This window comes from Paracoccus caeni (genome assembly GCF_016629665.1).
Classification (GTDB): Bacteria; Pseudomonadota; Alphaproteobacteria; order Rhodobacterales; family Rhodobacteraceae; genus Paracoccus; species Paracoccus caeni.
Window position 1 is genome coordinate 497,533 of the sequence record NZ_JAEPRQ010000003.1, and the last position, 23,251, is coordinate 520,783.

General features: G+C 61.2%; 21 protein-coding genes, 1 tRNA gene and 1 pseudogene. 9 read left to right on the forward strand and 14 right to left on the reverse strand.

The features are described 5' to 3' along the window. The first annotated feature begins 108 nt into the window (after positions 1-108). From lon to JJJ17_RS11970, 7 genes are all read left to right on the forward strand, one after another. Positions 109-2,523 (forward strand): endopeptidase La, encoded by a 2,415-nt coding sequence (lon, locus tag JJJ17_RS11940; protein ID WP_200686646.1) that lies wholly within the window; start codon positions 109-111, stop codon positions 2,521-2,523. A 153-nt stretch (positions 2,524-2,676) separates the two neighbouring features. Further along, positions 2,677-2,997: a DNA-binding protein gene (locus JJJ17_RS11945; protein ID WP_200686648.1), complete on the forward strand. Its 321-nt coding sequence runs from the start codon at positions 2,677-2,679 to the stop codon at positions 2,995-2,997. A gap of 132 nt (positions 2,998-3,129) precedes the next feature. Continuing rightward, a tRNA-Val gene (locus JJJ17_RS11950) sits at positions 3,130-3,204 on the forward strand. 684 nt (positions 3,205-3,888) lie between these two features. Beyond that, positions 3,889-4,059, forward strand: a complete 171-nt coding sequence (locus JJJ17_RS11955; RefSeq protein ID WP_200686649.1) for a hypothetical protein — start codon at positions 3,889-3,891, stop codon at positions 4,057-4,059. Continuing rightward, positions 4,056-4,820, forward strand: coding sequence for a hypothetical protein (locus tag JJJ17_RS11960; protein ID WP_200686651.1), 765 nt, complete (start codon positions 4,056-4,058; stop codon positions 4,818-4,820). Before JJJ17_RS11955 ends, JJJ17_RS11960 begins: the two co-directional genes overlap by 4 nt. A 53-nt stretch (positions 4,821-4,873) precedes the next feature. Continuing rightward, positions 4,874-5,668 (forward strand): hypothetical protein, encoded by a 795-nt coding sequence (locus JJJ17_RS11965; protein ID WP_200686653.1) that lies wholly within the window; start codon positions 4,874-4,876, stop codon positions 5,666-5,668. 171 nt (positions 5,669-5,839) lie between these two features. Further along, the gene (locus JJJ17_RS11970) at positions 5,840-6,118 is read left to right on the forward strand and encodes an SH3 domain-containing protein (RefSeq protein ID WP_200686655.1); all 279 of its coding nucleotides are present in this window, start codon (positions 5,840-5,842) and stop codon (positions 6,116-6,118) included. Positions 6,119-6,255: 137 nt separating this feature from the next. On the opposite strand, the pseudogene JJJ17_RS20720 reads toward JJJ17_RS11970, so the two are convergent. The 4 genes and pseudogenes from JJJ17_RS20720 to JJJ17_RS11985 form a co-directional block, all read right to left on the reverse strand. Further along, positions 6,256-6,357: pseudogene (locus tag JJJ17_RS20720) on the reverse strand (IS481 family transposase); the annotation flags it as partial. A gap of 110 nt (positions 6,358-6,467) precedes the next feature. Further along, on the reverse strand, positions 6,468-9,521 hold the full coding sequence (locus JJJ17_RS11975) for an efflux RND transporter permease subunit (RefSeq protein ID WP_200686658.1): 3,054 nt from the start codon (positions 9,519-9,521) through the stop codon (positions 6,468-6,470). Then, positions 9,518-10,750, reverse strand: coding sequence for an efflux RND transporter periplasmic adaptor subunit (locus JJJ17_RS11980; RefSeq protein WP_234464041.1), 1,233 nt, complete (start codon positions 10,748-10,750; stop codon positions 9,518-9,520). Before JJJ17_RS11980 ends, JJJ17_RS11975 begins: the two co-directional genes overlap by 4 nt. 91 nt (positions 10,751-10,841) lie before the next feature. Beyond that, positions 10,842-11,612 carry a division plane positioning ATPase MipZ gene (locus JJJ17_RS11985; RefSeq protein ID WP_200686662.1) on the reverse strand — a complete coding sequence of 257 codons (771 nt, stop codon included), beginning with the start codon at positions 11,610-11,612 and terminating at the stop codon, positions 10,842-10,844. 291 nt (positions 11,613-11,903) lie between these two features. Between JJJ17_RS11985 and JJJ17_RS11990 the strand changes: the two genes are divergently transcribed. Continuing rightward, positions 11,904-12,170 carry a hypothetical protein gene (locus JJJ17_RS11990; RefSeq protein WP_200686664.1) on the forward strand — a complete coding sequence of 89 codons (267 nt, stop codon included), beginning with the start codon at positions 11,904-11,906 and terminating at the stop codon, positions 12,168-12,170. A gap of 8 nt (positions 12,171-12,178) precedes the next feature. Here the strand turns inward: JJJ17_RS11990 and JJJ17_RS11995 are convergent, their stop codons facing one another. The 9 genes from JJJ17_RS11995 to JJJ17_RS12035 all read right to left on the reverse strand — a co-directional run bounded on the left by JJJ17_RS11995 (position 12,179) and on the right by JJJ17_RS12035 (position 20,820). After that, complete coding sequence (locus JJJ17_RS11995; RefSeq protein WP_234464042.1) at positions 12,179-13,081, reverse strand: DMT family transporter; 903 nt, start codon at positions 13,079-13,081, stop codon at positions 12,179-12,181. Between the two features lie 2 nt (positions 13,082-13,083). Next, on the reverse strand, positions 13,084-14,010 hold the full coding sequence (locus JJJ17_RS12000; protein WP_200686666.1) for a DMT family transporter: 927 nt from the start codon (positions 14,008-14,010) through the stop codon (positions 13,084-13,086). Positions 14,011-14,077: 67 nt separating this feature from the next. Then, positions 14,078-14,653, reverse strand: a complete 576-nt coding sequence (locus tag JJJ17_RS12005) for a peroxidase-related enzyme (protein WP_200686668.1) — start codon at positions 14,651-14,653, stop codon at positions 14,078-14,080. A gap of 168 nt (positions 14,654-14,821) precedes the next feature. Then, the gene (locus JJJ17_RS12010; RefSeq protein WP_200686670.1) at positions 14,822-16,132 is read right to left on the reverse strand and encodes a pyruvate dehydrogenase complex dihydrolipoamide acetyltransferase; all 1,311 of its coding nucleotides are present in this window, start codon (positions 16,130-16,132) and stop codon (positions 14,822-14,824) included. A 12-nt stretch (positions 16,133-16,144) separates the two neighbouring features. Continuing rightward, entirely contained in the window at positions 16,145-17,521 is a 1,377-nt protein-coding gene (locus JJJ17_RS12015) for a pyruvate dehydrogenase complex E1 component subunit beta (RefSeq protein WP_200686672.1), read from the reverse strand. A 13-nt stretch (positions 17,522-17,534) separates the two neighbouring features. Continuing rightward, entirely contained in the window at positions 17,535-18,575 is a 1,041-nt protein-coding gene (gene pdhA, locus JJJ17_RS12020; RefSeq protein WP_200686674.1) for a pyruvate dehydrogenase (acetyl-transferring) E1 component subunit alpha, read from the reverse strand. Between the two features lie 134 nt (positions 18,576-18,709). Next, positions 18,710-19,003: an FtsB family cell division protein gene (locus JJJ17_RS12025; protein ID WP_200686676.1), complete on the reverse strand. Its 294-nt coding sequence runs from the start codon at positions 19,001-19,003 to the stop codon at positions 18,710-18,712. A 138-nt stretch (positions 19,004-19,141) separates the two neighbouring features. Further along, positions 19,142-19,921, reverse strand: coding sequence for a 23S rRNA (adenine(2030)-N(6))-methyltransferase RlmJ (locus JJJ17_RS12030; RefSeq protein ID WP_200686678.1), 780 nt, complete (start codon positions 19,919-19,921; stop codon positions 19,142-19,144). 671 nt (positions 19,922-20,592) lie between these two features. Continuing rightward, entirely contained in the window at positions 20,593-20,820 is a 228-nt protein-coding gene (locus tag JJJ17_RS12035) for a DUF1127 domain-containing protein (RefSeq protein WP_200686680.1), read from the reverse strand. A gap of 346 nt (positions 20,821-21,166) precedes the next feature. Between JJJ17_RS12035 and JJJ17_RS12040 the strand changes: the two genes are divergently transcribed. Beyond that, positions 21,167-22,288, forward strand: coding sequence for an Mrp/NBP35 family ATP-binding protein (locus JJJ17_RS12040; protein ID WP_200686682.1), 1,122 nt, complete (start codon positions 21,167-21,169; stop codon positions 22,286-22,288). Positions 22,289-22,304: 16 nt separating this feature from the next. Here the strand turns inward: JJJ17_RS12040 and JJJ17_RS20640 are convergent, their stop codons facing one another. Continuing rightward, positions 22,305-23,222 (reverse strand): AraC family transcriptional regulator, encoded by a 918-nt coding sequence (locus JJJ17_RS20640; protein ID WP_200686684.1) that lies wholly within the window; start codon positions 23,220-23,222, stop codon positions 22,305-22,307. Positions 23,223-23,251 lie beyond the last annotated feature (29 nt).

A 23,251-nucleotide genomic window follows, 5' to 3' on the forward strand; every position in this document is an offset into this window, starting at 1 on the left:
ATCCTGTCATATTGAATGCGGCTTGCTGCGGACTTAGATTGTCGCAAAGCAGGGGTCGTGTGTTGCCATGTCGGGGCCACGACTTCGGGCAGGAAAGGAATGCATAGCATGAACGAATTTGCTTCTCAGACCTATCCGGTGCTGCCGCTGCGCGACATTGTGGTTTTCCCCCACATGATCGTGCCGCTGTTCGTGGGCCGCGAAAAATCGGTCCGCGCGCTGGAGACGGTCATGGAATCGGACAGCCCGATTCTTCTGGCCGCGCAAAAGGACGCATCGGTTGATGAACCGACCGAGGACGGCATCTACCGGACCGGCGTTCTGGCCAATGTGCTGCAATTGTTGAAGCTGCCGGATGGCACCGTGAAGGTGCTGGTCGAAGGCCGCGAGCGTGTGCAGATCACCGGATTTGTCCCTAATGACGACCATTTCGAGGCTGCGGCCATCGTTCTGGCCGAAACGCCGGGCGATGAGGCGACCTCGACCGCGCTGGTGCGCACCGTTGCCGAAGAATTCGAACGGTATGTGAAGGTTCGCAAGAACATCCCCGAAGAGGTCGTGACCGCTGTTGCCGAAGCGAAAGAGCCCGGCAAGCTGGCCGATCTGGTCGCGGGTCACATGGGTATCGATCTGGACCGCAAGCAGGATCTGCTGGACACGCTGGACGTGGCCGAGCGGTTGGAGAAGATCTATTCCCACATGCAGGGCGAAATGTCGGTCCTGCAGGTCGAGAAGAAGATCAAGTCGCGCGTCAAGACCCAGATGGAGAAGACGCAGCGCGAATACTATCTGAATGAGCAGATGAAGGCCATTCAGAAGGAGCTGGGCGATGGCGAGGACGGTCAGAATGAGATCGACGAGCTGGAGCAAAAGATCGCCAAGACCAAGTTCAGCAAGGAAGCCCGTGAAAAGGCCGAAGCCGAGCTTAAGAAGCTGAAGTCGATGTCGCCGATGTCGGCCGAAGCTACGGTCAGCCGCAACTATCTTGACTGGCTTCTGGCGCTGCCTTGGGGCGTGAAGTCGCGCACCCGCAAGGATCTGGTCGCGGCCGAGAAGGTTCTGGACGCCGATCACTATGGTCTGGAAAAGGTCAAGGAACGGATCGTGGAATATCTGGCCGTGCAATCGCGCAGTCAGAAGCTGCGGGGTCCGATCCTGTGCCTTGTCGGGCCTCCGGGCGTGGGGAAAACCTCGCTTGGCCGGTCGGTCGCAAAGGCGACGGGTCGCGAATTCATCCGCATCAGCCTTGGCGGCGTGCGCGACGAATCCGAAATCCGGGGTCACCGCCGGACCTATATCGGCTCGATGCCCGGCAAGATCATCCAGGCGCTGAAGAAGGCCAAGACCACCAACCCGCTTATCCTTCTGGATGAGATCGACAAGATGGGTCAGGACTTCCGCGGCGACCCGGCCTCGGCCATGCTCGAGGTGCTGGATCCCGAACAGAACTCGACCTTCGTGGACCACTATCTTGAGGTGGAATACGATCTGTCGAACGTGATGTTCGTGACCACGGCCAACAGCTACAACATGCCGGGACCGCTTCTGGACCGGATGGAGATCATCAGCCTGTCGGGCTACACCGAAGACGAAAAGCGCGAGATCGCGCGCCAGCATCTGTTGTCCAAGCAGACCAAGGCGAACGGGCTGCGCAAAGGCGAATTCGAGGTAACCGACGACGCGCTGACGCAGATCGTCCGCTACTATACCCGCGAAGCCGGGGTGCGGTCGCTGGAGCGTGAGATCGCCAAGCTGGCCCGGAAAGCCGTGACCGAGATCCTCAAGGGCGAGGTGAAATCGGTAACGGTCGATGCCGCGAAGGCCGAGGAATATCTGGGCGTTCGCCGCCACCGCTATGGTCTGGCCGAGAAAGAGGATCAGGTCGGCGTGGTGACGGGTCTGGCATGGACCTCGGTTGGTGGGGATCTGTTGCAGATCGAAGCCCTGCGGTTGCCGGGCAAGGGCCGGATGAAGACGACCGGGAAACTGGGCGACGTGATGAAGGAATCGATCGACGCGGCGTCAAGCTTCGTTCGCTCGATCTCGCCGGAAATCGGGGTGAAACCCCCGGAATTCGACCGGCGCGACATCCACGTTCACGTCCCCGAAGGCGCAACGCCCAAGGACGGCCCGTCCGCGGGGGTTGCGATGGTCACCTCGGTCGTGTCGGTGATGACCGGGATTCCGGTCCGCAAGGATGTCGCCATGACCGGCGAAGTCACCTTGCGCGGCAATGTGCTGGCCATTGGTGGCTTGAAGGAAAAGCTGCTGGCGGCTTTGCGTGGCGGGATCAAAACCGTGCTGATCCCGGCCGATAACGAAAAGGATCTGGCCGAGATCCCGGACAACGTGAAGACCGGGCTGACGATCATTCCGGTCAGCAATGTCCGCGAGGTCCTGAAACAGGCGCTGGTTCGGATGCCCGAGCCGGTCGAATGGGACGAGGCTGCGGAAGAGGCAGCCGAAGCCGCGCGAGTCGCTGCACGCCAGGAATCCTCTGGCGGGAGCGCTGTCGCCCACTGATCAGTCCGTTGGACTGGAAAAAACCTGTCAGGCCGAACCGGAAATCCGCCGGTTCGGCCTTTTTTGCTGTTTTGCAGGGTTGAACCAGTTAATGACCTTACGTAAACTTTCCCGACCATTCAGTTTATTTTTTCTCAATTACGGGGACGGTTTATGACTCAGCAATTCAGCGCTACCCAGACGAAAGCTCCGAAAGTGCCGCATCGCGCGCGGGTTGTCCAAAAACGGGCCTTCGTTGACCGAGTACTTGCCGCAACGGGCGCTGCCAAGGCCGATGTTCGTCCGATCATCGAGGCCACCTTGGACGAACTTGGCCGTGCGCTTTCGGCAGGCGAAACGCTGGCGGTGCCGCCACTTGGACGTGGTCGCGTGAGCATCCAGAAGAACCCTCGCGGCGGCGACGTGATCACACTTCGCCTCCGCCGCCGCCGCGCTGACATCCGCAGCAAAGCGGCGAATGAGGTGGCCAAATAACACGTGAAAAGCAAGGGGCGCCCATCATCTCGGGCGCCCTTTTCATGTTGGCGCCCCGTCTGCCGATCGCGAAATGAATACGGTATCTTGGACTTGCGGCCCGTATGGCTTGCTGCTAAACGCTGCCTCCACGGGTGATTAGCTCAGTGGTAGAGCGCTTCGTTCACATCGAAGATGTCAGCGGTTCAAATCCGTTATCACCCACCATTCTTCTCCCTTTCTTTTTATTCATGCGGCACTCGAGCGTTTTCTTGGGTGCCCTTCGAAATTTTGCGACCAGTTCCGAAGATTGCCCGCGGTCACGCAGAGTGCTTGGGTCACAGGGTGTCAGGGGACAACGAATCCGACCGACGATGCCGGACAATGCGGCGGCGCAGCGACCGGACGCCTCCTCGAGCGCGATCAGGGCTACGACGAAATTATGGATAGCCTACCAGCGGGGACGGTCGAACTGGCGGCGAGCACAAGGGCAACGATTGCATAGATCAAAGCTTCCGGAGCATTATTGGGCGCATATTGGGCGCATATTGGGCGCATATTGGGCCAAGTTCGGAACGGACGGGACGATGACCACAGGCATGACTCTCGAGCGTCCTATGCGTATCGCCAAGTATCCACCTCCCGATACGATTCCCAACTGGCGCGGCGACGGTTCCCCGTATTTCGGCGCATATCATGATCCGACTGGGGGACTTGCTACACTAAACGAAGCGAGCCTTAATCCAGTCGATTGGGTTAGCGATGATCGATGTCAACTAAAGGCCGGGCATCGCCTTCCTAGTATATGGCGACGAAATCATCGACAATTGGAGTGTCCACGGGCCAAACAGTGTAGGTCATAAAGGCTGGGATGTCATTCAATGGTATGTTCCGATTTAATATAAACCTCAGATGGCAGATAAAATTGAAGATGTAATGAATTTGAGAAATTTTTCGGGAAATGCACACTATGTGCAGGCCCTCAAAGAGGGTCGTATAGTGAAGCAGGTGCGGGAAGGTGATGACCGTGAACATTGGCATCTGGATGGCCGGGCAGCTCCCGATGCAGAAGGCGCAAGATGACAGAAGAGATGTTTGATGGACCGTTGACAGACGCAGATATTCTGCACCTGATCGAACAATTTGAAGCTTGGCAATCGACAACGAAAATATCATCCAATGCCGGCCTGTGGCAGATGCTGTCGTTTTTACGAAATTCTATTGAAAATGGAAAACCGCTTTATTCGAGAATATTGGATCGGCAACGGGAAAAAGCAATGGAACTTGCTAAATTGTCCGGATCTGCTCCTTTCGACGCGACGATCGCCGCCGATTATCTTTCGGAACGATTGCATGGTGATATCGCAAAATTGGATTATGATGGTGTTTTTCTGATTTGCGGAGATTATTTTGAGTCCACCGCAAAAATTCCAGGAACTTATCTTGTGGCACACTACAATTCTATATTCGGCCCTTATCTTTTATTGCGGCTTGTCAACTATTGGTCCGTTTACAGGCAGGGCAAGCAGGGGCATATCGGGGAACTAGAGTGCCCCATCATCAACGATATCCTCTTTGTCGGATTTAATTTGCCCATGTATGTCGATAGTATGCAGTTCGGGCAAGGTGCTTGGGGGGAAGGCGCCGACATTGTTGCGTGCATCAGTAAGCACATTCGGTCGCCTGCTTCGCAAGGTCAACTTTGCTCGCTCACTCCACCAGATGTGCCGGTTCCCGTCGATTGGCGCAGCAATGGCTGGGCTCGGAACGAAATATTTCTAGATTTAGAATTTTCGGGCGATCAGCCTTTGCCGAACTGGGTAAAGGATATGATGCGTAGCTAGGTCATATTCGCAAATGGCGGTGTAGTTCTTGATGCAGAAAGTGATGTATAAAGATGCAGGCCGACGAACAAAAAATAACTGATGCAGATATTCTCAGGCTGATTGCCGAGTTTGGTGAGTGGCGCACCGAGGTAGGTGTATCTGCCAATGGCGGGCTATGGCAGATGTTGGTTTTTCTTCGCGAGTCGATACAAAGCGGTGAAGGGCTTTATGTGCCAATGCTTGATCGGCAGCGTCAGCACGCGAGGGAGATGGCAGTTTATGCACTTGATCACCCCTATGATGCCGCGTTGGCGGCTGATTATCTGTCTGAAGCGCTTCATGGCAATCCGGTCGATCTTGACTATGATGGCGCATTTCTCTTCTGTGGAGACTATATAAATACTATTTCAAATTTAATGAACGCCTCTTCCCGCCCACAGTTGGGCGCAACCTACAACACCATTTTTTCCTTCGCTGTCCGACGTCGTTTGACCGGCTACTGGATAGTTTATCGAGGAGGAAATCCGGAACCGGCAGAAACTTTTCCACTGAGCATCCCGGTCATCGTTGACATCCTGCATCTTGGTTTCAACATTCCGATGTTTGTTGACAGCATGCAGCTTGGACAGGGTGCATGGGGCGCCGGAGAGAGGATTGCTCTTGTGATCGACAGGCACATCAGATCCGCGCGGTCGCAGGGACAGCTGTGCTCGCTCTATCCGCGAGATATTCCGGTTCCAGTTGATTGGCGACGGAATACCTGGGCCAGCAAATCCGAACTTCTTGACTATCTGGACCAACCATTTCGTGGAAACGAGCCTTTGCCGGAATGGGCCAAAGACTGGATGAAAAACGGAACTGCCTGATATCTTGTCATCTTATCCGAAGATGTCCGCGGTCACCGCGCAGTCACTCGGGATGCTCGGATCGGAGGGTGACAGAGACCTGAAATGGGACAGAGCAGTCCAACCAGCTCTCGCCTGCTGTCATTCGGCTTGATGGTGTCGTAGTGATGGTAAAACGATTCAGGTGAGACAATGCGAACTCATATTACTGCTCTTTTCGCCGTCATGATCGTTGCCGGATGCGCGGTCGGTTCCGGTGCGGTGGTCAAAGGTGTCGGGCCAGATGATCTCTTGAAGCTTCGGGACGGCCCGGGCCTCGACCACAACATCATAATCGGCCTGCCCGACGGGACGCGGCTCACCCGCCAGAGCTGCTTGCCGAATAACGGTAAGGTCTGGTGCATGGTCTCGCTGACCGATCGGCCCACTATCTCAGGATACGTCTCAGCCGAGTATCTGGCGCATCGTTGACCGAGACATTCGGCCTGCAGCTACCGTTATTCGAGTCTAACAAAAGGCGCTAGGCGGCCCCAAAGCGGGCAGCCGTGCAGTGGGCTACTCGCCACCGCCAAATTTCCTGTAGCCATCTCATACGGTGGACATCGGTGAGTGTTCGGTCCCGGCATCTGGTGGTTCGGTTTCAGGATGAAGCTGTCCGGCACGAACGTCCAGATTTTGCAGATGTATTCGTAGGTCGTGAGGCTGCAGAGAACCTTGCGCTTCCATGCAAATTGTATGCCGCCGGGTCGGGCCTCAGCCTAGAGCGCGTAGCGCCTCGCCGATCCGGCCAGAGTTAAACGTCCCTCATCCGGGACGCCCCCTACATCTCCGCCTGTCTCGGCGCGTTCAGCCCGATCCGCCGCCCAATCGCTCCGAAGATCCGCCGCTGTCCGCCGTGGATCACCGAGAACAGCGCCGGAACGAAGACCAGCGATAGCACCGTTGACAACAGAAGCCCGCCAATCACTGCGATCGCCATCGGTGCGCGGAATTCGCCACCTTCGCCGGTCGCCAGCGCCGAGGGCACCATGCCCGCGCTCATCGCGATGGTGGTCATGACGATGGGGCGGGCGCGCTTGTGGACGGCGTCAAGGATCGCCTCGCGCTTGGGCGTGCCTTCTTCCATTGCCGACAGCGCGAACTCCACCAACATGATCGAGTTCTTGGTCACGATCCCCATCAGCATCAAAAAGCCGATCACCACCGCCATGCTGATCGAGTTGCCGGTGAAGAACAGCGCCAGAATCGCCCCGCCGATGGCCAGTGGCAGCGACAGAAGGATCGTCACCGGCGTCACGAAATTGTGGAACAGCAGCACCAGAACCACATAGACCAGCAGCACCCCGGCGCCCATCGCGGTGCCGAAAGCCTCGAACACCTCGCCCATGATCTCGGCGTCGCCCGAGGGCTGAATCACCGTGCCGGGCGGCATCTCGATCGTCTCTTGCAGCTTCGCCACATCGGCGCTGACCGGGCCCAGCAGCGCGCCCTCGGCAAGGTTCGCGGCAACAGTCGTCTGGAATTGCCGGTCATAGCGCGAAATCTCGGTCGCACCTGCCGAGAGGGTCACATCCGCGACCGAGGCCAGCGGCACCTGCCCGGCAGAGCTTGGTATGCGCAGGTTCTGGATGGTCATCAGATCGGCCCGCGCCGCCTCGTTCAGGCGCACGACGATGGGGATCTGCTCATCGCCCGCATTGAATTTGGCAAGGTTCGATTCGACATCGCCCAAAGTCGCCACCCGCAGGGTCGTGGCAAGGGCGCTGGCCGTCACGCCAAGCTGCGCGGCAAGGTCCATCTTGGGATGGATTTGCACCTCGGGGCGCTGAAGGTTCGCCGATGAACTGACCCCTTCCAGCGTCGGCAGCCCCTCCATCGCTTTCTTCAACCGCGCCGCGCCGGTGGCGGCACCGTCTTCGGTCGCACTCAGGACGTTGATGGTCAGGTCGTTGACCCCGGCCTCGTTCTGGAAGTTGATCCGCATGTCGGGGATCGCCGACAGCCGCTCTTTCAGCTCTTCCTCCAGCACGAATTGCGAACGTTCCCGTTCGTGCTTCTTGCCGTAGTTGATCATCATCCGCGCCTTGGTCACGTCGCTGCCGTCGCTATAGGCAAAGACCGAGCGCGTCTCTTCCGTCTCATCCACACGGGCCGTCAGCATCCGAATAGCGGTTTCCGTGTCGCCGATGGTTGAGCCTGGGGGCAATTCCACCTCGATCTGGCTGCGGCCCACGTCTTCCGAGGGGATGAATTCGGTCGGAAGCAGGGTCGAGGAAAAGATCGACAAGGCGAAGACCAAGATCCCGCCCAGAAGGGTCAGGCCGCGATGCCGCATCGTCCAGCGCAGGACCGACATCAGGCCGCGCATGATGAAGCCGTCTTTCTTGTCGGCCTCGTGCACGGTGCCGCGCATGAAATAGGCGGCCATCATCGGCGTGATGATCCGCGCGACCAGAAGCGAGAACAACACCGAGACCGCGACCGTCAGCCCGAACTGCTTGAAATACTGCCCGGCAATGCCACCCATGAAGCTGACCGGCGCAAAGACCGCGACAATCGACAGGCTGATCGCAATGACAGTCAGACCGATCTCGTTTGCGGCTTCCTCGCTGGCCTCGTAGGGCGGGGCGCCCATGCCGATATGGCGGACGATGTTCTCGATCTCGACGATGGCGTCATCGACCAGAATGCCGGTGACCAGCGTGATCCCCAACAGGCTGACCCCGTTCAGGGTGAAACCCATCATGTGCATGACGAAGAAGGTCGGGATGATCGACAGCGGCAGAGCCACCGCAGCCACCAACGTCGCCCGCCAGTTGCGAAGGAACAGGAACACCACGATCACCGCCAAAGCCGCGCCTTCATAAAGCGTTTCCATCGCGCTATGATAGCTGGCCGAGGTATAGGTGGTGGCATCGTCGATCAGCGAAATCTCGATATTCGGATAACGCGCGCGCAATTCATCTAGCCGCGCCTTGACCCCGTCGCCGGTCGCCAGATCCGAGGCGCCAGTGGTCCGCGAGATGGCGAAGGCCACGACCGGCTGGCCGTTCATCAGCGCAAAGCTGCGCTCATCTGCGGGGCCATCGATCACCTCTCCCAACTGGTTCAGCGCAATCGTCCGGCCGTCGGCCAGCGCGATCGGGGTCAGCGCCAAACGCGCCACGCTGTTCGCGGCGCCCAGCGTGCGGATGGAAAACTCGACCCCCGCCAGATCGCCGCGACCGCCGCCCATGTCGATATTCTTGGCGCGAAGCTGGCTTGAGACTTCTGCCGCCGTCAGGCCATGGGCCAGCAGTCGGTCGGGGTTCAGCTCTACCTTGATCTCACGCGCTGCGCCGCCGATGCGGGGGCTTTTTGCGACTCCATCGACCGTGGACAGTTCCCGCGACACCACATCATCGACGAATTTCGACAGTGACTCGATGGATTGCGTCGGGTCGCTGACCGCATATGTCAGGATCGGAAAGCCCGCGACATCCAGCCGCTGCACCAAGGGCTCGCTGATGCTTTCGGGCAATTGCGACCGCACCGTCGCCACCGCATCCTTCACATCGTTGACCGCCCGGTCGCTGTCCGTCTCAAGCTCGAATTCGACGGTGATCGTCGCCAGCGAATCCGTTGCCGTCGAAGAAATGTGCCGGACCCCGGTGATCGAGGCGATGCTATCCTCGACCGGCTGGATCACCTGCGTTGTCAGTTCAGACGGCGCGGCACCCGGCTGGTCGATGGTCACCTGCACGATGGGCAAGTCGATATTCGGCATCGCCGTGACCGGCAGGCGCATGAAGCTGTAAAGCCCGACCACAACCAACACCAGAAACAGCGCGATTGGCGGAACCGGGTGACGGATGGACCAGGTCGAAAAGTTCATGGCTGATCCGCCTGCCCGACAGCGCCAGCGGTTTCTGCGGTTGCGGCGGCCTCGGCGTCGTCGGGTTCCTGGGACCTGTCCTCATCGATCACCCGGATCTGGTCGCCATCGCTGAAGAACGCTCCGGCGCGCGCCAAAACGGTTTCTCCCTCGTTGACACCCTCGACGATTTCCCGGCGGCCTTCCCATAGCAACCCGGCCCGAACCTCGCGGCTTTCGATTTGGCCATCGACGACCACCTGAACCCGCTCGCCATCGGCATCGGTCAGGACGGCAGCCATCGGCACCGTCACCGCCTGACGCTGGGCGGTGGTGATCCAGCCATTGCCGAACAGGCCGGGCCGAAGCCCCGGCTTCTGTTCCAACGAAATCCGCATCAGCCCCAGACGGCTGACCTGATCGACCGCTGCCGGGATCAGGCGCACCTGACCGCTGATCTCGCCCAGACCGGCAATGCTGACCGTCGCCGGAGCGCCGGTTGCAAGCTCGGGCAGGGCGGTTTCGATGACTTCGGCGGAAAACTCGATCTCGCCATTTTCGATCAGGGTGAACAGCGGATCGGTGCCGCCCCCGGCCATCGCGCCAAGCTCTGCCGTGCGGGCCGAGATGACGCCGCCGACCGGCGCAATGATCGCGGCGCGGTCCCGGTTCAGTTCCGCGATCCGCCGTGCCGCCTGTGCCTGCCCAAGCGCCGCCTGCGCCACGGCCAGCCCGTCGCCGGCCGAGGCGGCCTGCGCGCGGGCATTGGCCTCATCCGCGACCGCCTGATCCAGCACTGCCTGCGAGGCATTGCCGCTTTGCCGCAGCCGCTGCACCCGTTCCAGCGCGGTGGTGGCCTGTGTCAGACTGGCCTGCGCGCTGTCGATATTGCTGCGCGCCTGACCCACGCCCGCCTCGGCCCGCGCATATTCGGCCCGCGCCTGTTCAAGCTGCGCATCCAGCGTATCGGTCGCAAGCCGGGCCAGAACCTGTCCCTTTTCAACCGTATCGCCTGCCTCGACCAGAATTTCGGTGATCTCATAGCCCGAGACCTGCGGAAAGACCTGCACCTGCTGCCGCGCGACCAGCGAGCCGGAGACCGGAACACGCGCAAAAACCTCTGCCCGGGTTGCTTCGACGACCGACACGGCGGGCAGATTGCGGGCGGTTTCCGTCGAGGATTCGGCCTCGTCGGCCAAGGCCGCAGATGACAGACCGGCAGCGACGAGCAGCGGAAAGAGCACGCGCATCAATGGATTAATCTCCATGCGAAATCGGCGCGACCTTACCCGCTCACGGGTGCATCAACAATCGTCCAGCATGCGATGCGCGACCCGCTGCCTAGAATGTTATGCTGACGTTAGGTAAGTTTAGCTCGCTGATCAGATCGCGCAATTCCTGCCGCGCGGCGATGTTGGACATCGACAATTGCTCGGTCCCGATATCGCGCAGGTCCAACAGCGTCAGCCCGCGCGGAAACAGTTCGCGAAAGATCACCCGTTCCGAAAAGCCTGCCGCAACGCGAAAGCCGATCCGCTTCGACAATTGTTCAAGCGCGGTGCCGACCTTGCGTTTGTTGTGCATGGCCTGCGTGCCCAGACGGTTCCGCAGCACCAGCCAGTCGATCGGCCCGGCCCCGGCCTGCGCCCGCATCTGCCGCGCGGCCCAGACCATCTCGGCATAGATTGAGGGGCCAAGCACCTTACCCTCGGGCGACATCCGGGCCAGCAGGTCGAAATCGATGAAGCTGTCGTTCATCGGCGTGATCAAGGTATCGGCCAGCGTATGCGCCATCTGGCTCAGCTTGGTATGCGAACCGGGGCAGTCCAGCAGGATAAAATCGCATTCCGCCTCAAGCTGGGTCAGGGCAGGGGTCAGAGGGTCGTTTCCATCGCCCAGAACCCCAAGGATCGGCGAGGGCAGGTCCAGATTTTCGCGCTTCACATAGGCAAAGCGATTCTCCAGATAGCGGCCGAATGTCCGCTGGCGCACGTCCAGATCCAGACCGCCGACGCGATACCCCATGCGGGCCAGTGCAGTCGCCACATGCATCGAGGTGGTGGACTTGCCCGATCCGCCCTTCTCGTTCCCCACAACGATGATATGCGCCACGAAGATTCCTCATTTCGTCTTTCGCGCGGAACCTAACGGGGACGTGAGGCGAAGAAAAGCGCGCCAGCGACGTGCAGGCTATTTTGCCCTTTGTGATGGTTTCCGAGGCCGTCGACGGCAGCATAATTATTCTGCGGACCGGCTGGAATATGGAACTATCTTCTCCCGTCTGGGGCGGATTTTGCTTGATAATCACGACAGACTTTGTCGATAATAAACCTATCGCCGCTTCGAATGCCACGCGACAGGCAAGGAATTCGGGGCGGCCCATGTTGACAGAGGGAGATCGACATGACCCCGAATTTTCTGACCGGCCTTGCGCTGGCAAATCCGACCGCAGACCCGGTTTATCTGATCCTCGAATCCGATGACCGCCCGGAAGGACCGTTCGCAACGATCCGCGTTGGCAGCACCGGCATGGCTCAGGGGCCGATCCTGCGCAGGTTCTTCGACGGCTCGGTCACCATCGATGCGGGTGGTCGTATACTGACCGGCCATCCGGTGCGGGTGGATGCGCAAAAGGGCTTTTGGGCGCGGCTGAGCAAACATCTGAGCTGAGGTCGCGGTTAGTCCGCCTTCAATAGAATGGCGAGCGCGGCCACCGTGGCCAGCACGCCAATCAGCACCGTTGCGCCGGGCAGTCCTTGCCCGGCGATTGCTTCCAGCACAATGACCCATACCGGGGTCAGATAGGTATAGGCCATGACCTTGGCCGACGGCAGCCGCAGCGCCGAATATTGCACCAGCATGGTCGTGCCCGCGCTGGCAAAGATGCCCAGATAGAAGATGGTGATCCAGACGATTGCGGGCAGGCTGGTCCAAGCGGTCGCGCCGATTGCCTGCCATCCCCAGACCGCCGTTAGCATCCCGCCCGCAACCAATGTCCCAAGACTTGACACCAGCGGTCCTTCGTCCCGGTTCAGGCGGCGCACCAGCGGCGTGTAAAGCGCATGCAGCACGCAGCCCAGCAGATAGATCGCCTCGCCCCGGCCGATCTGGAACCGCGCAAGTGCCTCAAGATCGCCGCGAAAGATGACCCAGGTTGCGCCAAGCGCGCCAAGCGCCAACGCAACGGCGATATCCAGTGTCATCCTTTGGCGCAGCAGCAGCCAGCCGAAGCCCGCCGACATCAGCGGCGTCAGTGTAAAGACCGCACTGGCAGAAACCGGCGCCGCGGTTTTCAGCCCCTCGAACATCAGCACGAAATAGCCCGCGAAGGCTGCGCCAAGCAGCAGATAGCGCCATGGCTGGATCAGCAGCGCCGCCGGACGCCCTTTGCGGCTGACGATGACGAACCCCGCCAGAACGCCCGCCGCCACCACAAAGCGCGCCACGGTGATCGCCGTCGGATCGATCAGGTTCGCGGCCCTTGCGCCCAGCGAGAACGACCCCGCGACCAGTGCCGAGAACAGCAGCATCGCCGCATGACCGCGCAGCGCCTCTTGCCTTGCGGGGTTGGTGCCCGCCATGCTTATCGCCGCCGCTCCAGCAGCCGACCGTCGATCAGCGCCAGCCCTGCCGCGATCACCGCCATGCCAAAAAGATGGGCCAGCCCAAGGCTTTCGTTCAGGATCATCCAGCCCAGAATGATCGCGGATACGGGAACGAGGAAGGTGACCAGTGAGATATTGGTGGCACCCACTCGGTCGAGCAGCCGGAAATACAGCACATAGGCCAGTCCCGTGCTGATCACCCCAAGCGCCAGCAGCGCCATCCACACCGGCATCGCCACATCGGCGGCAGGCAAACCGTCAACGGCCAGCGCCACCGGCGCCAACATCAGCGCCGAACAGGTAACGGTGCCAGTCGCCGCCACGATCGGATCGATCCCCATGCGCCGGAACCTGCGGCCAAAGGTGCCTGCGAAGGCATAGGAAACCGTCGCCCCAAGGATCGCCAGTTGCGGCAGGATCGCATGGCCAAGCCCGGTCAGGCTGTCCAGCCCGATCATCACCGCAACCCCGCCAAGGCCGACGACGACCCCGGCCAGCATGCGCAGGCTTGCCCCCTCATCCGGCAGGAACGCCGCCGACACGATCACAGTCCAAAGCGGCGTGGTGGCGTTCAGGATCGAGGCCAGTCCAGAAGGAATCTGGGTCTGGCCGAAGACGATCAGCGAAAAGGGGATGACATTGTTCAGCAGCCCCATCACCGCCATTGCGGCCCATGCGCGCGGATCGCGCACGGCCTTTCTGCCGGTCGCCAGCACGATCAACCACAGGACCAGCGCCGCAATCATCAGCCTGACCGCAACGATGGTCAGCACCGGCAGGCCGGTCACCGCGATGGCGATGAAGAAAAACGACCCGCCCCAGAGGACCGAAAGCAGGATCAACTGTGCCCAGTCGCCCGGCTCCATCCGCGCGGAAATCGATGTTACCGCTGGTGCGACGGTCATTCTCTATCCTCGCGACATGGGGGCTGCCTGCGCTGAAAGCGCCGCCCTTCGGATTCTGTTCGGATGATCATCCCCGGCCCAGCATGTAAAACTCATCATTGGGCCGGATATCACCCGCATTCACCAGCCGGTTCGACATGCCAAAGAAGGCCGCAATCGCGCCAATATCCCAAATCTCGTCATCGTTGAATCCGGCCTCTTTCAGCGCCAGATGATCGGCCTCGACGATCTGCTGCGCATTCAGCGCGACCTTTTCGGAATAGGCCAGCATCGCGCGTTGCCGGTCGTTCAGATCGGCCTTGCGCCAGTTCACCGCCACCTGATCGGCAATGAACGGGTTCTTTGCCCTGATCCGCAGGATCGCTCCGTGCGCAACCACGCAATACTGGCACTGGTTCAAGCCGCTGGTCGCGACCACGATCAACTCACGCTCGGCCTTTGACAGGCCATCGTCCTTGTCCATCAGCGCATCGTGATAGGCGAAAAACGCGCGGAATTCGGCCGGACGATGTGCCAGCGCCAGAAAGACATTCGGAACGAAGCCCGATTTCTCGGAGACCTTTTCGATGACCTCGCGGATGTCATCGGGCAGGCTGGCCAGATCGGGGACAGCAAAGCGGCTGATCGGATGGGTGTCGGTCATGAGCGTCTCCTCTTCCGCGTGCATCCTGCGCCAAGCAGAAGCGAGAGGGAAGGGTGCCCGATTTCCAGGCCCTGAAACGATGGTTTTCCGCGCCAGGCGCGTATGATGCGCGACATGAAAAAGGGGCCTCGCGGCCCCTCAGTCTGTCTGTGATTTACGGGCGATCCGTCAGGCGAGCATGCCCATCGGATTTTCCAGATGCTTGACGATGGCGTCCAGCAATTGCGCGCCAAGCGCACCGTCAATGACGCGGTGATCGACCGAGAGGGTCATCGACATGACATTGCGGATCACCACTTCGCCATTCTCGACCACCGGGGTCTGGATACCCGCGCCGACGGCAAGGATCGCGCCGTGGGGCGGGTTGATGACCGCGTCGAAATTCTCGATCCCGAACATGCCGAGATTCGAGATGGCGAAGCTGCCGCCCTGATATTCGTGCGGGGCCAGCTTCTTGGTCTTGGCGCGGTTGGCCAGATCCTTCATCTCGGCTGACAGGGTGGACAGCGTCTTTTGCTGGGCATCCTTCAGGACCGGGGTGAACAGCCCGCCTTCGACCGCGACGGCAACCGCCACGTCCGAAGGTTTCAGCTTCAGGATACGGTCGCCCGCCCAGACGGCATTGGCATCCGGCACCTCTTGCAGCGCCAGGGCACAGGCCTTGATGACGAAGTCGTTGACCGACAGCTTCACGCCACGGCTTTCAAGCTGCTTGTTCAGCGTGCCGCGGAACTTCATCAGCTCGTCCAGCTTGGCCGACTTGCGCAGGTAGAAATGCGGGATGGTCTGCTTGGCTTCGCTGAGACGTGCGGCGATGGTGCGGCGCATGCCGTCCAGCGCGACCTCTTCGGTCTGGCGGTCGGCATACATTTTGAGGACCGTCTCGGTCGAGGGGCCGGTCGGAGCGGCAGCGGCGGGCGCTGCGGCCTTGGGGGCCTCGGCGGCTGCGGCGGCAGCGGGTTTGGCCGCGCCGGGCTTGGCGCTTTCGACATCGGCTTTGACGATCCGACCGTTCGGGCCGCTGCCGGTCACGCCGGCAAGGTCGATCCCCTTCTCGGCCGCCAGACGGCGGGCGAGCGGCGAGGCGAACATGCGGCCACCGTCAGCTTTCTTCGGCGCTGCCGGGGCAGGGGCCGCAGCAGCAGGGGCGGCAGCGGCTTCCTTCGGTGCTTCCTCTTTCGCCGCCGGAGCAGCCTCGGCCTTGGCCGGGGCGGAACCGATATCGTCGGCGGATTCACCGTCTTCCAGCAGGACGGCGATGGGCGTGTTCACCTTCACGCCCGCGCTGCCTTCGGCAACAAGGATCTTGCCGATCTTGCCTTCATCGACGGCTTCGAATTCCATCGTCGCCTTGTCGGTTTCGATCTCGGCCAGAATGTCGCCGGATTTGACCTCGTCGCCTTCCTTCACCAGCCATTTGGCCAGCGTGCCTTCCTCCATCGTAGGAGAAAGCGCGGGCATCAGGATTTCTGTTGGCATCGTGCTATCCCCTTACTTGTAGGTGACTTTTTTCACGGCATCGACCACTTCGGCAGAGGTGATCAGTGCGTGTTTCTCAAGGTTCGCGGCATAGGGCATGGGAACGTCCTTGCCGGTGCAGTTGATCACCGGCGCGTCGAGGTAATCGAACGCGTTCTCCATGACATAGGCCGAGATGTGGTTGCCGATCGATGCGACCGGGAAGCCTTCCTCGACCGTCACCAGACGGTTGGTCTTCTTCACCGATTCAATGATCGTGGCATAGTCGAGCGGGCGCAGCGTGCGCAGGTCGATCACCTCGGCCTCGATCCCTTCCTCATGCAGCTTTTCGGCGGCTTCCAGAGCATGGGCCATGCCGATGCCAAAGCTGACCAGCGTCACATCCTTGCCCGAGCGGGCGATACGGGCCTTGCCGAAGGGGATGGTGAAGTCCTCCAGATCCGGCACCTCGAAGCTGCGGCCATAAAGGATCTCGTTCTCAAGGAAGATCACCGGGTTCGGATCGCGGATCGCCTGTTTCATGAGACCCTTGGCGTCAGCCGCCGAATAGGGAATGACCACTTTCAGGCCGGGGATCTGGGCGTACCAGGCTGAATAATCCTGGCTGTGCTGTGCCCCCACGCGGGCGGCGGCACCGTTCGGGCCGCGGAACACAATCGGGCAACCCATCTGACCGCCGGACATATAGAGCGTCTTGGCGGCCGAGTTTATGATGTGGTCAATCGCCTGCATGGCGAAGTTGAAGGTCATGAACTCGACGATCGGGCGCAGGCCGGCCAAGGCCGCCCCGGTGCCGATACCGGCAAAGCCGATTTCGGAAATCGGGGTATCCACCACGCGCCGGGGGCCGAACTTGTCCAGCAGACCCTGCGAGATCTTGTAGGCACCCTGATATTCGCCGACTTCCTCACCCATGAGGAACACGGTTTCGTCGCGGTTCATTTCCTCTTCCATGGCCTCGCGCAAAGCCTCGCGCACGGTCATGGTCTTCATCTTCGTGCCTTCGGGCCAGTCGGGCGAGCGGTCCGGTTCGGGCGTGTTCACCTGCTCCACCGCCGATGCGGCGGGGGCTTCGGCTTTCGCCTCGGCAGGGGCGGCCTCGGCAGCGGCGGGCGCTGCGGGGGCGGCGATGTCGTCGGCGCTTTCGCCTTCCTCGATCAGCACGGCAATGGGGGTGTTCACTTTCACGCCCTGCGCGCCTTCCTCGACCAGAATCTTGCCGAGGATGCCTTCATCCACCGCTTCAAATTCCATGGTGGCCTTGTCGGTTTCGATCTCGGCGATGATGTCACCGGATTTCACCGCATCGCCTTCTTTCTTCAGCCATTTCGCCAATGTGCCTTCTTCCATCGTCGGCGACAGGGCGGGCATCAGGATTTCGGTAGCCATATCTGTTCCCCCCTCAGGCGTTCTCTTCCGCGCTGCCTTGCGGCAGGTCGGCGGCATAGATGTCGGTCCACAGCTCTTCCAGAGCAGGCTCGGGGCTTTCCTTGGCGAATTCGGCCGAGTCGTTCACGATATCCTTGATTTCCTTGTCGATGGCTTTCAGGTCATCTTCGGATGCGTGCTTGCCTTGCAGCAGCAATTCGCGGACATGCTCGATGGCGTCACGCTCGTCCCGCATCTTCTGGACTTCCTCGCGCGACCGATACTTCGCCGGGTCGGACATCGAGTGGCCGCGATAGCGATAGGTCATCACTTCAAGGATATACGGACCTTTGCCCGCGCGGCAGTGCGCCACGGCCTTTTCGCCAGCAGCTTTCACCGCCAGCACGTCCATGCCGTCGACCTGTTCGCCCGGAATGCCGAACGCCTCGCCCCGCCCGAACAGCGAGGTCGATTTGGTCGAGCGCTTGACCGAGGTGCCCATGGCATATTGGTTGTTCTCGATCACGAAGATGACCGGAAGATCCCAAAGCTCTGCCATGTTGTAGGTCTCATAGACCTGACCCTGGTTGGCGGCGCCGTCACCGAAATAGGTGAAGGTGACGTTGTCATTGCCCAGATATTTGTCGGCGAAGGCCAGACCCGCGCCCAGCGGAACCTGTGCCGCGACGATACCATGACCGCCGTAGAAATGCTTTTCGCGGCTGAACATGTGCATCGAGCCGCCCTTGCCCTTGGAATAACCGCCCTCACGGCCAGTCAGCTCGGCCATGACGCCGCGGGCTTCCATGCCACAGGCCAGCATGTGGCCGTGGTCGCGATAGCTGGTGATGCGCTTGTCGCCTTCCTTGGCGGCGGCTTCCAGCCCGACCACCACGGCTTCCTGCCCGATATAGAGGTGACAGAAGCCACCAATCAGGCCCATGCCGTAAAGCTGTCCCGCCTTTTCCTCGAACCGGCGGATCAGCAACATGTCACGATAATACTTGAGCAGCTCTTCCTTCGAGGTGTTCGAAGGGGCCGCCTTGGCAGCAGTGGCGGCAGGTTTCCTGGCCATCCTGGGTATCCTCCTCAGCGCGCGGTCAGAATAGTTCAGCGTTAAACTATCCGTAGCGCATCAAAAAGCGACGTGCAACGTGTGAACGTCCGCTGGCGCGGAAGAAGCAGTATTGCGCAGATGAAGGGGTGTTTTCAGGGCAGGATGATCTCGTCCGCGCGAGCCATTCCAAGGACTTCGCGGGCACGTTCATCCAGAAGATCGATGTCCAGATATTCGTCCGACAGGCGGCGGGTCAGGTTCTGCATGCGGTCCACCTCGGTCTTGAGGCGGTCGCGTTCGATGGCAAGTTCGGCAGATTCGGATTCGATCTGGATGCGGCGGAGGATGCCTGACGGCCCCTGCACGGCGGCAAAAGCGAAATAAAGGCCAAGCGCGACTGTCAGCACAAGGAAGATGGTGGCGCTGATGGAAAGGCGCTGCGACATGGACTGCCCGATCTGCTCGTTCTTCTTTTGCGGGCGATCATGCCACAGCGGGCAGGGCAGGGGAATCCCCCAGTGACGAGGGGGGTGACGTTTCAGCCCTTTCGTGCCTGCCGCCCTTTGGTCAGCGCCGCTGAGGCCTCAGGCATGGCGTTGAAACATTGCCTCCAGCCGCTCAGCCTCTTCAGCCAGCCCGTAAGGCGGGTTCAGCACCCACATGCCGGAACCGACCATCGAATGCCCCGGACGGGCAGGCGCGAAGCCTACCTCGGACCGCAGGGCTTCGGGATGCGCGTCCTGAAGCGCTTCCAGCATCGGCAGATGCCGTTTGTCGGTCAGGATCGGATACCACAGCGCGATGACGCCCACGTTCCATTTCCGCGAAATCTGCCCGACCGCGCGCGGGATGGTGGCGTATTCGGCCTTCACCTCATAGGCCGGATCGATCAGCAGCATCCCCCGGCGCGGCGTCGGCGGCGTCACCGCCTGCGCCATCTGGAAGCCGTCACGGTGATGCAGACTGGCGAACCCCGCCACCTGCTCCAGCGCCGCAAACTCGGCCGGATGCAGCTCGGCCAGATGCGCGCGATCCTCGAACCGCAGAAACTGCGCGGCGATCAGCGGCGAGCCGGGATAGGTATTCGCGCCATAGGCCCGCCTGACCTTCGCCACAGCCTCCAGCAGCGGATGGTCCGCAGGCAGCCAGCCATCGGCCTCGGCCCGCAGGATGCCCGCATTTGCTTCGCCGGTCTTGTGCGCCTCGACCCCGTCCAGCCGGTAAAGACCGCGCCCGGAATGGGTCTCCAGATAGGTCAGCGGTTTCGGTTTCTGTGTCAGGTAATCCAGCGCCGACGCAAGCAATGCGTGCTTGTGCAGATCGGCCAGATTTCCGGCGTGATAGGCGTGCTGATAGCTAAGCATGGCTCGCCATAGCGCATGCAGATCGTTCGGGAAAGGGGGTGCGGCGACGCTCAGGGAGGAGGAGGAGCGTCGCCGCTAAACGCTGGCCCGGGGAGGAGGAGAGGGCCGCGTATAGATGCGGTGAGCCGGGGAGGAGGAGAGGCTGCACCGCCACAGCGCAGGCTCGGGGAGGAGGAGAGAGCCTGTGCATCGGGTTGCCGCAGATGAGGCGGCTATATGGGGGCGGCAGCGCCGGGGAGGAGGAGAGGCGCTGCCGCATAACGCTGGCCCGGGAGGAGGTGGGCCGCGTAAGGGGTGCGACAAGGCCGGGGAGGAGGAGAGGCCGTTGTCGCTTACGAGCGGTCCCGGGGAGGAGGAGAGGGACCGTCGTATCAGGGTGCCGCGGGATGGGGCGGCTATATGGGGGCGGCAGCGCCGGGGAGGAGGAGAGGCGCTGCCGCATAACGCTGGCCCGGGAGGAGGTGGACCGCGTAAGGGGTGCGACAAGGCCAGGGGAGGAGAGGCCATTGCCGCTTACGACAGGTCCGGGAGGGAGGAGAAGGACCGTCGCATCGGGTTGCCGCGGGATAGGGCGGCTATGTCTTTGGGCGGCATCCTCGGGGAGGAGGAGAGAGGATGCCGCCAGTCCCGTGCCCTCAGGGAGGAGGAGAGAGGGCGAGGGAGTTCTGTTCTTACTTCGCTTTGCCCCAAGCGGCTTCGTAAGCCAGGCTTTGGATCATTGCGCGGCTGATGCCCAGATCGTCCAGGTCGCGCAGGCTCAGTTCGCTCAGCTCACGCACGGTCTGCCGGTAGATGGCGCGGCGTGCGCGCTCGTCCTGCAGGCGCTGGATCAGGTTTGCAACGCGTCCACGCAGGCCAATGTCGTCAAGGGCGATAGTCGGGTTTGCGATTGCAGTCATAGTCATATTCCTTCGTCTCTTCTTTCGGCGGTCTGCGCCCTGCCCGGATGGCCCGGCGCTTTCGATGACACCAAGATGCGCTCTATGCTGCGGATGCACAATGCGGCCTTTTGCCATTGCTGCCATGCGGCAACTGCATGGCTGTGGCTCAAGGAGCCGTTCGCTAACTGCTGAAAAGTCACGCGAAAGAATATGTGTCAGTAATGTTACCGTTCACGCTGCAGTGCAGAAAATGCTTGTTTCCCTATGCTCTGTCGCATTCGTGCAGACATTGACGCAGGGGGGTGGGTTGTTCACAGACTGCCCATAGATCATGCTGTGTGTGACACTCATGACAGGCGATAACATGTCCGTTAACCGCGAAGCTGCCCTAAGGGAAATATCCGAAATCCTCATGCCGGACGGAAAAACGCTGGAACAGGCGGATATCGTCAGGGCTTTTTCGATCGATGGCGCTACCATCAGATTCGTTCTTGAAGTGCCCGATGCCGACGCCGCCCGCGCCCTGTCCGCGGTCGAGGCCGAGGCAAAGCGGCGGCTTCAGGCCTTGCCCGGCGTTGAAAAGGTCCAGATCGTGATGACCGCCCCCGCCGCGCGGCAGACGCGCCCTCCACAGGGCCAGCCCCAAGGCCAGCCGGTGCGCAGTTCCGGCGAGGGTGGGCCGCCGTCGCTGCAGATCGGTCGCCATCCCACCGCGCAGGCCGGTCCCCAACCGATCCCCGGCGTGAAGAACATCATCGCCATCGGTTCGGGCAAGGGCGGTGTCGGAAAATCCACCGTCACATCCAACCTTGCCGTCGCTTTGGCAAAGGCCGGACGTAAAGTCGGCCTGCTGGACGCAGATATATATGGTCCCTCGCAGCCCCGGATGATGGGGCTCTCGGGTCGTCCCGCCAGCCCCGACGGTCAACGGATCGAGCCGCTTCACGCGCACGGCGTCACCGTCATGTCGATCGGCCTGATGCTGAAAGAGGGCGAGGCAGTCGTCTGGCGTGGTCCGATGCTGATGGGCGCGATGCAGCAGCTTCTGCAACAGGTGAACTGGGGCGAGCTTGATGTTCTGCTGATCGACTTGCCGCCCGGCACCGGCGATGTGCAGCTTAGCCTGTGCCAGAAGGCTCAGGTGACGGGGGCGATCATCGTCTCGACCCCGCAGGACGTGGCCTTGCTGGATGCGCGCCGTGCCATCGATATGTTCAACAAACTCAAAGCCCCGGTTCTGGGCCTGATCGAGAATATGTCCACCTATACCTGCCCGAATTGCGGCCACGAGGCGCATCTGTTCGGTCATGGCGGCGTCGCAGCCGAGGCGCAGCAGCTTGGTCTGCCCTTCCTTGGCGAACTGCCCCTGCAGCTAGAGGTGCGTCTGGCCGGCGATTCGGGCAAGCCCGCAGCTTTGGGTGAGGGTGCGGTGGCCGATGCCTATGCCCGGCTGGCGGATCGGCTGATCAAAGGCGGGATTGCCTAAAAGCGTCCCCGCCTGACTACCCGGCGGCTTCATGCATATCCGCATAGGCGCCGGGCGATATGCCTTCGTGCCGCACGAACGCCATTCCGAATGCGCTTGCCGAGCCATAACCGACCCGTCGCGCGATCTGGCTGTTGCTCAGCCCGCCGCGCGACAGAAGATCGCGCGCGACCGCCATGCGCCATGCGGTGAGATAATCCATCGGCGCGCGGCCGACCTCTTTGCGGAAGCGCTCGAAGAAGCCTGACCGCGAAATCCCTGCATCCCGCGCCAGATCGCTGACCGACAATTGCTGCGAGGCATCGGCGTGAATGCGGCGCAGTGCCCCTGCAAGCTGCGGGTCCGACATGCCGCGCAATAGCCCCGGCGGCAGGTCCGGGCCGGGATGCGCGCGCAGCGCCTCGATCATCAGAACCTCAAGCAAACGCTCCAGAATCATGCTGCGCGCCAGCCGGTCTGACCGCGTCTCATCATGGATCATCGAGACCAGTACCGTCAGCCGTTCCTGACCGCGCAGATGGATCACCTCGGGCAAAAGCGACAGCAACAGGTCCTTGTCAGGGGCATTGAAGTCGCAATGCCCGACCAGCGAGCGCAACTGAACCGGCGCATCGGGCGGGCCCAGACGGAACGTGCCCGGCCCGATTTCAAGCGGCATGCGAACCGTATCAACGGCAGGCGGCTGCAGACTGGACATGGTAAAGCTGTGCGGGTTCGGGATCAGCAGGAAATCCCCCGCCGCAAGCGTCACCGGATCGCGACCAGTGATGGTCAGCACGCATGCACCCTCGACAATCGCGCAATAGAAGGGGCTGCTCAGGTCTTGCCGCTGAACCTGCCACGGGCCGCCAGCCTCGACCATCTTGGAAATCGACGGCGACGGCTTCAGCAGCGCCACCACGCTGGCAAGCGGATCTTTGTCTGGATCGGCCACGGGTTTGGACTTTCGATGAATAAATAAGG